This window comes from Shewanella surugensis (assembly GCF_023284005.1).
In the GTDB taxonomy this organism is placed as follows: domain Bacteria; phylum Pseudomonadota; class Gammaproteobacteria; order Enterobacterales; family Shewanellaceae; genus Shewanella; species Shewanella surugensis.
Window position 1 is genome coordinate 127434 of sequence record NZ_JAKIKS010000002.1, and the last position, 11294, is coordinate 138727.

At 40.9% G+C, this 11294-nt stretch carries 9 protein-coding genes and 1 tRNA gene; 6 read left to right on the forward strand and 4 right to left on the reverse strand.

Annotation, left to right across the window (positions count from 1 at the left end):
* The first annotated feature begins 4 nt into the window (after positions 1–4).
* Together dnaG and rpoD are read left to right on the forward strand one after the other, a co-directional pair.
* Positions 5–1735 carry a DNA primase gene (gene dnaG, locus L2764_RS01355; RefSeq protein ID WP_248938441.1) on the forward strand — a complete coding sequence of 577 codons (1731 nt, stop codon included), beginning with the start codon at positions 5–7 and terminating at the stop codon, positions 1733–1735.
* Positions 1736–1861: 126 nt separating this feature from the next.
* A complete protein-coding gene (rpoD, locus tag L2764_RS01360) occupies positions 1862–3694 on the forward strand; it encodes an RNA polymerase sigma factor RpoD (protein WP_248938442.1) in 1833 nt (610 codons plus the stop codon).
* A 94-nt stretch (positions 3695–3788) separates the two neighbouring features.
* On the opposite strand, the gene L2764_RS01365 is transcribed toward rpoD, so the two are convergent.
* Positions 3789–6104: an FdhF/YdeP family oxidoreductase gene (locus L2764_RS01365; protein WP_248938443.1), complete on the reverse strand. Its 2316-nt coding sequence runs from the start codon at positions 6102–6104 to the stop codon at positions 3789–3791.
* A gap of 61 nt (positions 6105–6165) precedes the next feature.
* The gene (gene fdhD / locus L2764_RS01370) at positions 6166–7014 is read right to left on the reverse strand and encodes a formate dehydrogenase accessory sulfurtransferase FdhD (RefSeq protein ID WP_248938444.1); all 849 of its coding nucleotides are present in this window, start codon (positions 7012–7014) and stop codon (positions 6166–6168) included.
* A gap of 359 nt (positions 7015–7373) precedes the next feature.
* Between fdhD and L2764_RS01375 the strand changes: the two genes are divergently transcribed.
* The 3 genes from L2764_RS01375 to L2764_RS01385 all read left to right on the forward strand — a co-directional run bounded on the left by L2764_RS01375 (position 7374) and on the right by L2764_RS01385 (position 9492).
* A tRNA-Ile gene (locus L2764_RS01375) sits at positions 7374–7450 on the forward strand.
* Positions 7451–7814: 364 nt separating this feature from the next.
* A complete protein-coding gene (locus L2764_RS01380; protein WP_248938445.1) occupies positions 7815–8261 on the forward strand; it encodes an InvB/SpaK family type III secretion system chaperone in 447 nt (148 codons plus the stop codon).
* 40 nt (positions 8262–8301) lie between these two features.
* Complete coding sequence (locus L2764_RS01385) at positions 8302–9492, forward strand: hypothetical protein (protein ID WP_248938446.1); 1191 nt, start codon at positions 8302–8304, stop codon at positions 9490–9492.
* 79 nt (positions 9493–9571) lie between these two features.
* Here L2764_RS01385 and L2764_RS01390 read toward each other — a convergent pair whose 3' ends face one another.
* Positions 9572–9736, reverse strand: a complete 165-nt coding sequence (locus L2764_RS01390; RefSeq protein ID WP_248938447.1) for a DUF4113 domain-containing protein — start codon at positions 9734–9736, stop codon at positions 9572–9574.
* Between the two features lie 882 nt (positions 9737–10618).
* Between L2764_RS01390 and L2764_RS01395 the strand changes: the two genes are divergently transcribed.
* Positions 10619–11011, forward strand: a complete 393-nt coding sequence (locus L2764_RS01395) for a hypothetical protein (RefSeq protein WP_248938448.1) — start codon at positions 10619–10621, stop codon at positions 11009–11011.
* Here the strand turns inward: L2764_RS01395 and L2764_RS01400 are convergent.
* Positions 10978–11294 (reverse strand): transposase (locus L2764_RS01400; protein ID WP_248938449.1); only part of this gene is annotated, 317 nt, incomplete at its 5' end. The genes L2764_RS01395 and L2764_RS01400 overlap by 34 nt on opposite strands.

The following is an 11294-nucleotide window of genomic DNA, read 5'->3' on the forward strand; positions in this document are numbered from 1 at the left end:
AAAAATGGCGATACCTCGTGATTTCATTAATGAGCTTATAGCTCGCATCGATATAGTCGATTTTATTGACGCTAAAGTGCCTTTAAAAAAAGCAGGTAAAAATCACTCTGCCTGTTGCCCATTTCATAGTGAAAAATCACCGTCATTTACCGTGAGTCGAGATAAGCAGTTTTATCATTGTTTTGGTTGTGGCGCCCATGGCAATGCGATTGATTTTGTTATGGAGTACGATCGTCTTGATTTTATCGATGCCATCGATGAACTTGCCGGACAACTTGGGCTTGAAGTGCCTCAAGAGCAAGGCAGTCGAAAGCCACAAGATATAGGCTTAAGTCGCGACTTATATCAATTAATGGAAGAAGCCAGTTTATTCTATCAAAATCAGCTTAGGCAACATGATGATAAACAAAAGGTCCTCGACTATCTTGACTATCGAGGCCTGTCAAAAGAAATCATAGCGCACTTCAATATTGGCTTTGCTCCCGATGGCTGGGATGGTTTACTGAGCCGCTATCGGCAAAGTCATGATGCACAAAGTAAACTGCTCACTGCAGGGATGGTCATCGAAAATGATAACGGCAAACGTTATGACCGATTTCGAGACCGATTAATGTTCCCTATCCGAGATAGGCGTGGCAGAGTGATAGGATTTGGCGGGCGGGTATTAGGTGAAGGCACACCAAAATACTTGAATTCTCCAGAAACGCCCATATTTCACAAGGGTAATGAGTTATATGGCCTGTATGAAGTTAAGCAACGACATAAGAATCCCCAACAAATATTGATTGTTGAGGGCTATATGGATGTGGTTGCACTCGGTCAATTTGGAGTTGATTATGCAGTGGCCTCATTAGGCACGGCGACGACCACGGAACAATTCCAATTATTGCTTCGGAGCACGAGAGAGGTCATCTGTTGTTATGATGGTGACAGAGCAGGACAAGAAGCCGCTTGGCGAGCATTAGAGACCGCGCTGCCATTATTAAAACCCGGTGTACAAATACGCTTTATGTTTATTCGTGAAGGTGAAGATCCTGACAGCATGATCCGAGAAGTAGGTAAAGAGGCATTTGAAGCACAAATGACTCAAGCGAAGCCTTTATCCAATTTTTTATTTGATAATCTGGCTAAAAAGCACAGTAAAGATGATAAAAGTCTTCTGGCAAAAAATGCCATTAAACTGATTGAAAAAATACAAGACACCGTATTACAAAGCTTGTTGCTGGAAGAGCTGGCACATAAGCTAAGAATGAACAATGCCGATGAACTCAAGCGTAAGTTTAATTTTGTCTCTAAAGCACAAAATAAACAGACCAAAAAACGAACACTAACAGGACGAGGAACGCCTTTGCGACTCGCCGTTGCACTTCTAGTGCAGCATCCGCAGCTAGGATTTGGTTTGCCTGAGCAACCGGCTTTACACCACATACAACTGCCGGGCATTGATTTGCTCAGCTTAGTATTAACCTTAACTCGACAGCAAGTAATAAGCAGCGCACAACTACTTGAACATTTCAGGGGAGACAAACAAGTCAACATCCTGAATAAATTAGCCCAATGGGATCATCAAGTGGCGGATGAAAATTTACTGCAAAAGTTAAAAGAGACTCTGGTTTGGCTGAACAATCAATATATTGAGCAGCGATATCAGGCACTCAGTCTCAAACAAGAACTGACAAAAGAAGAATGGATACAGCTTCAAAAACTTATCTTGGTCATGCAAGTAAAAGTTTAGCATAAAAAATATGCAAAATTCACTGCTTTGACTAGCACAAGGAAGCGTACAAGGCTATAATTGACGATTTGCGTGGCATATACTGTCCCGTCGTTTTAACTGTTACCCCCAACTTGGATGATATCTATGGATCACACTCCGCAGTCGCAACTTAAATTGTTGCTTGCCAAAGGTAAAGAGCAAGGTTATTTAACCTATGCAGAAGTGAACGACCACTTACCTGCTGATATGGTCGACGCCGACCAGATTGAAGATATTGTCCAGATGATTAATGACATGGGGATCCGGGTCTACGAGCAGGCGCCCGATGCCGATGACATTATGATGTCTGAAGACAGCACTGATGATGATGCTGCAGAAGAAGCCGCGGCGGCACTGGCCACCGTAGAAGCCGAACTCGGCCGCACAACCGATCCTGTTCGTATGTATATGCGCGAAATGGGTACCGTTGAACTTCTCACCCGTGAAGGCGAGATTGTGATTGCCAAACGTATAGAAGAAGGCATCAACACGGTTCAAGCTTCAGTGGCTGAATACCCACAAGCCATTAGTATGATTCTCGATCAATATGATCGTTACAAAGCGGAAGAAATTCGCTTATCTGATATTATTTCAGGTTTCATTGATCCTAATGCAGATGATGTTGCACCAACCGCAACACATATTGGTTCAGAATTATCTGATACTGAACTCGCCGATGAAGATAACGACAGCGAGGATGACGATGAAGAAGAGGAAGGACCAAAAGGACCCGATCCAGAAGAAGCGGCTGAACGCTTCACTCAGTTAAGAGAGGCACATGAAAGTGCATTAAAAGTCATTGCTCTTAAAGGGCGTGGCCATGCTGAGTCGACATTAGCCCTGTTTGAAATCGGTGAGATTTTTAAAGAATTCCGTTTAATGCCTAAGCAGTTTGATAGCTTAGTGAAAAATATGCGTGCCATGATGGATAAAGTGCGTATTCAAGAGCGTTTAATTATGAAGCTCTGCGTTGAACAGGCCAAAATGCCGAAGAAAAACTTCGTTAAAGGTTATACCAGTAATGAGAGCAGCATTGAATGGTTCAATGTTGAGCTTGCGTCGGGTAAGCCTTATGCCGAAGGGCTAAAAATGGTTGAATACGATGTACAGCGCTGCCGTGCTAAACTCGATGCCATTGAAAATGAAACCGGCCTTGCCATTGGTGCGATTAAAGATATTAACCGTCGCATGTCAATCGGTGAAGCAAAAGCACGTCGTGCTAAGAAAGAAATGGTTGAAGCCAACTTACGTTTGGTTATTTCTATCGCTAAAAAATACACTAACCGCGGCTTACAATTCTTGGATCTTATTCAAGAAGGTAATATTGGTCTAATGAAAGCGGTTGATAAGTTTGAATATCGTCGTGGTTATAAGTTCTCAACTTATGCTACGTGGTGGATCCGTCAGGCGATTACTCGTTCAATCGCCGATCAGGCTCGTACAATTCGTATACCTGTTCATATGATTGAAACGATTAATAAACTTAACCGTATCTCTCGTCAAATGCTTCAAGAAATGGGTCGTGAACCTACACCTGAAGAATTGGCAGAGCGCATGTTAATGCCTGAAGATAAAATCCGTAAAGTGCTTAAAATTGCCAAAGAGCCTATCTCAATGGAAACGCCCATTGGTGATGATGAAGATTCACACTTAGGTGATTTTATCGAAGATACCACACTTGAGTTACCGCTAGATTCAGCCACTGGCGAAAGTTTGAAAAACGCCACTCATGAAGTCTTAGCCGGTCTGACTGCCCGTGAAGCAAAAGTATTACGCATGCGTTTCGGTATCGATATGAATACGGATCATACGTTAGAAGAAGTCGGTAAACAGTTTGATGTGACCCGCGAACGTATTCGTCAAATTGAAGCAAAGGCTTTACGTAAATTACGTCATCCTTCACGCTCTGAGATCTTAAAGTCATTCCTAGACGAATAGTTCAACAACGTCTTTAATATGAATGATTCAAAAAGCCCAACGATTATCGTTGGGCTTTTTATTGTGGGCTTTCCCCTCTCGTTCTGAGATACATTTATACTTGCGTATTCACTCGGATCCTAGCCGAATCTTTAACCACAGTAATGGCAATGGATTTATAGGTTGGCGTATCACTTAACTCCCCAACACTTTCTAGCGGTACCAAAGGGTTAGCTTCTGGATAATAAGCGGCAACATTACCAAGAGGGATCTCATACTCAATCACAGTAAAACCTGAAAGCTGTCGGTTTATCTTATCTGGCCATAACGATGTCAAGATCACTTTATCTAAGTGCATTAAGCCTAAGGTTTCTATATCCTGCTTATTCATCATCAACACCTTGCGTTGACCATGGATCCCACGATATCGATCATCCATACCGTAGATTGTTGTATTGTATTGATCATGGGAGCGTAACGTTTGTAAGACAAAACTCGGCTGATCGGTTAATTCATCCGGTGTAAACGCTAAAATAGACTCAGGTAATGGATATGCCATAATTTGCGCTTTCGCTGACGGTGTTTGCCAATGGTATTGCGCCACAAAATTCCCCAAATAGAAGCCACCGGCTTGATTGATTTTATTATTGAAATCTTTAAACTTAGGCAAAACTTGGGAGATTTTATCCCGTATACGCCCATAATCTTCAATAAAATAAGCCCAATCTATCGCTTCACTCCCCAATGTTGCTTGTGCTATTCCCGCAATAATCGCGATCTCTGAGCGCATTTCACCAATATCACTGGGCACCACGCCTTCAGATGCATGAACCATGCTAAAAGAATCCTCAACGGTGACTCTCTGTGGTACACCCGCTTGTAAATCAATATCAGTTCGGCCCAAACAAGGTAAGATCAACGCTTTTTTCCCTGTCACTAAATGGCTACGATTCAATTTTGTAGCAACATGAACCGTTAAAGCACACTGACTCAATGCCTGCTCAGTCTGTTGTGTATCTGGCGTCGCCGCCGCAAAATTACCACCGAGTCCAATAAACACCTTACTTTCTTTATTCAACATGGCTCTAATGGCTTGTACTGTATTATGTCCCGGTTGTTTTGGGGGGAGAAAATCAAAAACACGGCCCAATTTTTTAAGAAAAGCAGCTGAGGGTTTCTCATTGATCCCCATGGTGCGATCACCTTGGACATTACTGTGTCCTCTTACGGGACATAAACCTGCACCATGCTTCCCCAGTTGCCCACGCAGTAACTGCAAATTAATGATTTCATGGATCGTAGCAACCGAATGTTTATGTTGCGTCACCCCCATAGCCCAAGTACAAATCACCCGCTTAGCCTTAAGATGTATAAGAGCAGCTTGTTCTATTTGCAAGCGACTGAGTCCTGATTGCGCCTCAATCGCCTCCCAGTCCGTATCATCGACTTGCTGAATATACCGCTCCAATCCCTCACAATGTTGAGCTATAAACCCCTCATCAAATACACTTTTTTGTTGTTTTTCTTTATGTTGTCTGTCTATTGCTAGCATCGCCTTGACCATGCCTCTAATCGCGGCCATATCACCGCCTAGTTTAGGCGTTAAATACAAACTACTGATAGTCGTTGAGCCGTTCTTGAGCATTTCGAGCGCATTTTGAGGGCTGGAAAAACGTTCCAATCCACGCTCTTTTAAGGTATTAAAACTCACAATATGGGCGCCACGATGAGAAGCCTTATACAAACTGTCCAGCATTCTCGGATGATTACTGCCTGGATTTTGCCCAAAAACAAAAATCGCATCCGCATAATCAAAATCTAAAAGTTGCACCGTTCCTGCACCAATCCCAAAAGCTTGATTTAACGCAACACCACTGGCCTCATGACACATATTTGAGCAATCAGAAAAATTATTAGTGCCAAACTTTCTGACAAATAACTGATATAAGAAAGCCGCTTCGTTACTGGTTCTACCCGATGTATAAAACTCTGCCTGATCAGGTGAGTCCAGTTGATTAAGTTCTTTAGCGATCAATTCAAATGCATCCTCCCAGCTGATCGGTAAATAGCAATCACTGTGTGCATCGTAAGATAAAGGTTGCTGCAATCGCCCTTGAGATTCAAGATAATGACCCTCTTGCTGCTTTAACCAACTGAGCTTATGTTGTGCAAAAAAATCGCTGCTGACCCTTTTACTGGTCGCTTCCCAATTCACCGCCTTGGCGCCATTTTCACAAAACTTAAAATGACCCACCTCATCATTGTCCCCCCAAGCACAACCGGGACAATCAAAGCCCTTATCTTGATTGGTATTGAGTAAATTACGAATATTCTTTGCAATATTCTCACTTTTAATGAGATGCTTCGCTGTACTCGCAAGCGCGCCCCATCCACCTGCGGCATTGTGGTATTGCGTTATCTTCTTACTCATAACGACTCCTAGTCACATCTTGAGTAACACTAAGCTTATAAGCTGTGCTTATGAACTATGATTACGAACTTCGGTTATACACTCGAGGCGCCTCTCGATGAAGCACATGAATGAGGTTAATATTATATTTTCTGGCCCATGTCACCGCTAAAGAACTCGGCGCTGACAAAGAGGCTAATGTCGCCATACCATGCTGCGCAAGCTTTTGGATAAGCTCATAACTACAACGACTCGTTATGACGACAAAGCCACTGGTGATATCATATTTTTCTTTACAGATAAAGCCCAATAACTTATCCAGCGCATTATGCCTGCCCACATCTTCACGGCAGACCCGAATATCACCTTCATTGGTGACAAATAATGCCGCATGTAAGGCTCCCGTGATTTGTCCATGTTGTTGCCAAGGTGTAATTTTATGATTTAAATTTTGAAACGATAACGCTGGAGGTAAAGGTAATGCCGATAAAGGAGGATTATTTAACCAGAGACTTTCTAATGCTTCACGACCGCAAATACCACAACCCGTGCGCCCCGATAATTGTCGGCGTTTATTTTTCATGGCATTAAACTCACATTCACTAATTGTGACACTTGCTTCAATACCTAAATCAGTGTGTTGGTACTCAATATCTTTTAACTGTATTGGCTGACTAATCAATGCTTCCGATAATGAAAACCCCAGAATAAAATCATCTAAGTCATAGGGAGAGACCATCATGACCACGTGATTAATGCCGTTATAACTTATTGATAATGGCAATTCGGCCACCAATGGCACGCGCTGTTTTTCTGTCGTAGCAGTCTCCACACTTGTTGTACAATCAAGGTGCTCAAATGAAAAAAGGCTCGTCGATGTCTGCTCAAGATCAATGTTTGATGAGACCTTATTTGAAAAATCAGCAGTCATATTATCAACTTATGTGACCCATTGTTGTCATCAATCCTGAGTGCATGTTCAAAATGATCTCTAGATATAATAGGTCAAATATTCACCACATGATACTTCCTATACACTCCGTTGCTCCTACTGAGCCGATAATGTCATCCGCCAACAGAGTCTACAGCCGTAGTTTCTCTCAATAGCGAGCTTAACATCATCAATTTAATGATGAAATAAAGACGCCATCATTAAAAATCAGCCATGGATTGATTAACAGATAAGCACTTGAATCAAATATAGCATTTTCTGTTGAGATCAGAGGTGACAAGCTCCATTAAAGTTCGTATACTCTCTCTCGCTTTCGGTGATGACGATTACCTTAAGTCGGCCCCTTAGCTCAGTTGGTTAGAGCACACGACTCATAATCGTTAGGTCCACAGTTCGAGTCTGTGAGGGGCCACCAAATTTTGATAACGCGCAGTAAGTTTATTCTTACTGCGCGTTTTTCATTTTAACTTGTTTTTTACACACGCTACAGATTATTACTCCCACTTACTGTCTCATCCCTACATTTCACTAACCTCTCAATCTCCCTGTAAAAAACCAATGAAAATCAGTGGGATTCAATATGAAAATTAATTTATTCCCTTACTTTAAAGATCTTGAATCACTATCCCTGTACCACTTGATTAACCCGTCACTACCTCCTCTTACCAGTTTATTGCAATAATGCTGATTTTTAATATATCACGTGAGACCAAAGCAATATATTAGCCTCAAAGTGATCCTTCAAGCCATACTGAAACATCCAATAACTGAGCCAATATATGCAGACATCGACCCCTCTCTCTTTCTCACAACACTATCATCAAAGTTTAGAATATTTGGTTGAGCAGGCGCTTCTGTCACTGGCATGTCCACCGGAGAAACTAACAGGCTTCCGCTCTCATTCCAGTATTCATCTTGAATTTGACTCACTGCCCAATATTACCCTCAGCATTGAAAATGACCGATTATGGTTATGGTCTGCTTTTAATGATTTAACAGCGGCTTTAATCACTCAACAAGCAGCTGAAATTTTCACCCTGCTACAAGAACCCATACCTTTTTTAGAACTCGAACAAGCCATGTTAGTTAAAACCCCAACAGGGTATGAACTTAAAGCCTTAGTGGATATTGCTTGCCTGCACTCTCCGCAAAATTTAGGCACGATCATTGAGTATTTCTATCAAAAAATTGATGCTATTTGCCACATTTTCACCAGCAATCGCTAACACCATATAAAAATATACAATCATCATTTAAGAGTCTATTATGCCCTTTATTTCAACAACAAATCCCCCATCCACAGCATCCATATCGGAACCTCTACTCAATGAAACCGAAAGAAGTAGTGGTACACAGTCATCTGTCGCTAAGCAGTTAACAGGGATATCCTGCGATCAATCAACCAGCCAAAGCAATACGCTTAAAATCGAAAAAAAAGGCGTGATTTATAGCCCCTTTGCCGTAAAAGACTCCGTATTAGCTTGTTTAGGCCATAACCTAAATCGACTCAAACAGGGCAAAGCACTCTATCCTGTTATCCTTAAAGATGACAATGCTAAAGCACAGTTTGAACAAGTAAAAAATAAATTATTAATTTCTTATGAAAATGCTGCAAACAAAATAAACCAACAATTGGAACAACTAGCACGGGGAGAAAAAACAGATATAGAAGGCGTTCTCCAAAAATATAAGCAAGATGCTGAACACATACGTAATATCAAACCAGAGTTAAGTAGAAAATTATTTGCAAGCGCTCAAAAATTAGAAGAAACAATCAAGTTAGCACAAGAATACACCACTTATGCCAGTGTATTGAAACAACTAAAAGTATCGAGTAATCAGAGCGAACATAATCTGCAGCAACTTTCACCCGACAACAACAAACTGTATGTCATCGGTCACGGCGGCGCAGGTAGTCATACTCTCACGCCCAAAATCAACTCAACATTAGCTGAAGGTAAAACAGCTTATAAACTCGCTGAAGAACTCGCAAAAGCAGGACTGAGAAAAGATTTCTCCGATATTAGAACTACGGCCTGTTGGAGTGCTGACAGTAACAGGATCAGTTCTTTCAATGAAGCAGAGTTAAGTAAAGCGAGTAAGCCGACGACCATCAGTAAACCTTGGTTATTTTTTTGGAGTACAAAGACCATTGAACGCCAACCTTTTGCACAAGAATTTAGCGACTCTTTAGGCTGCTTAGGATTTCATAGCGTCAAAGTAACCGGCTATCACGGTCAAGGAAAAACCATACCAGAAGGGATCCATCAAAGTCGTATTCTTCCGATGTCTTCTGAAGATCTCAATGCAAAAGCAGCCACAGAACAAATATCGGCACGCTCCTCTAACGTCAAACACGTCTTTACCCCTAATCTGACATGGGAAATTAAGCTCTCTAATTACATGGGGTATTTGAAAGACTCAATGCTTAATTGGTTTCGTTCATCCAATGCTTAAACAGTGACTTCGTAAACCTTCAGCAACGGATATTCGGTAAACACCGCCACTGCGTCGTGTATCGTGGCGTTAAAGAGTCTCAGCGCTGCCCTGTGAAAAATAGCATTCCACCGCCATAACGTCGATTAATGCTGTCATATACAGGCATGAGTTCAAGGTGTCCAAGAATGGGAGACAAGATAAATGGTGCATCAAACTGCTCAGTAAACGCTTGGCCTATTTGTTGCTTGCCCGCTAACGCCACTTACAAACTTTCTTGCCCTAATGGATAACGTCTTTGCGATCTTGCCTTAGCGTCCTATGTCACTTCTCCTGAAAAATGTCGCGGATCCAACCTTCTCCCCACAATACTGCCCTTCGAATCAAGCTCACACAAAATGCCAATAGCCAAACCTTTGGTTCTCGAGTCGTTGCAAAGGTGATAGATAATGGCAACCATCGATCGCAGGCATGTCTTTTTCGTAAGCCAGTTCCCCATAAGATAAAACCTGTAACAATAGAAAAGGTTTAGTATTCTAATCAGGAATGAATGACACAGATGCTGTTTTAAGAGAATAGCTAAGCTCATAATGAAGCCTACCTTACAGAAGTAACCTCCTATAAGAAGAAAAACAAACCCCATCTTCATTACTTTCTATTTGAATACATTAATAGTAATTTACTCGACCTTTAAAGTAAGGTAAATATTTACCTTGTAATACCGACTTTTAAATAAAAAACTCAACCACATGTTTTTTTTAAAGAATATATTTAATTAAATAATAGTGACAAGAAAAAGAAAAAGAACAAGAACAAGAACAAGAACAAGAACAAGAACAAGAACAAGAACAAGAACAAGAACAAGAACAAGAACAAAGAAGTAATCATCCCCCATCTAAAAACCCATAAAAAATATAAGAAGATTAATTATAGTTTAACCAATACTTCAACAATAAACACCTGAAAAATGTTTAATAACATAGACTTAAACGGTTAAGTTCGGATAGTCCATTCCATAATAAACAGGTCTAACCAGATAGCGACATAATCATTTTTTTTATCCTACCTCCCGAATTTAAAACACATCATTATATGCAGAGAAATATTCTACTTTCGATAATGATATTTTAAATAACTAAGGTTTTTCATGATCACCATATCCGAAACTAGCACGCGATTTTTAGACTGTGTAACCCCTGCTGACACAAAACAACAACCCGTTAGATTTAATGCATTATTTTCAACAGAAAGCATTAGTGAAGAGCAATTTAATCAACTTCAATTAACCGATACTTTTGATGCATTAAAGCATTTTTCATTTAATAATGATCAAGAAGCAATTGATATTCTTTGCAATTTAACTACAAGAGATGATGTCATAGGTAATAAAGCCTGTGAGCTATTACTTGAATTGGCTAAAAAGTCAGATGAAGGGAGCTTCAGGCGAGAACAACTCAATCAATCTTGTGAAACCTTTTTTCAACTCTGCCTAGGGGGCGTTGACAATTACGCTAACCAAATCATAGAAGCAGCTAATTGAAGCGTCCCTAAATAGTACTTAGCCTTTCTCTCATAGCGCGTAGCCACTCTACGGAACTGTTTCAATTTTTGAAATAATCGTTCTACAAGGTTTCGCTCTTTATATAACTCAGTATCATGAATTCGGGGTTCTTTTCTTCCTCTACGTGAGGGGATAACGGCTACAGCCCCTGTATTTTCAATGGCTTTAACAAAATCATCTGAGTCATAACCCCTGTCAGCTAAAACATATTGAGGCTCAAAACCTTCAATTAATGCATTTGCTTGACCGTATTCGGAAGCTT

Bases quoted from the DNA above. Each gene is read 5' to 3' on its own strand.
- dnaG (WP_248938441.1), top strand. From the start codon at position 5: ATGGCGATACCTCGTGATTTCATTAATGAGCTTATAGCTCGCATCGAT.
- rpoD (WP_248938442.1), top strand. From the start codon at position 1,862: ATGGATCACACTCCGCAGTCGCAACTTAAATTGTTGCTTGCCAAAGGT.
- L2764_RS01365 (WP_248938443.1), bottom strand. From the start codon at position 6,104: ATGAGTAAGAAGATAACGCAATACCACAATGCCGCAGGTGGATGGGGC.
- fdhD (WP_248938444.1), bottom strand. From the start codon at position 7,014: ATGACTGCTGATTTTTCAAATAAGGTCTCATCAAACATTGATCTTGAG.
- L2764_RS01380 (WP_248938445.1), top strand. From the start codon at position 7,815: ATGCAGACATCGACCCCTCTCTCTTTCTCACAACACTATCATCAAAGT.
- L2764_RS01385 (WP_248938446.1), top strand. From the start codon at position 8,302: ATGCCCTTTATTTCAACAACAAATCCCCCATCCACAGCATCCATATCG.
- L2764_RS01395 (WP_248938448.1), top strand. From the start codon at position 10,619: ATGATCACCATATCCGAAACTAGCACGCGATTTTTAGACTGTGTAACC.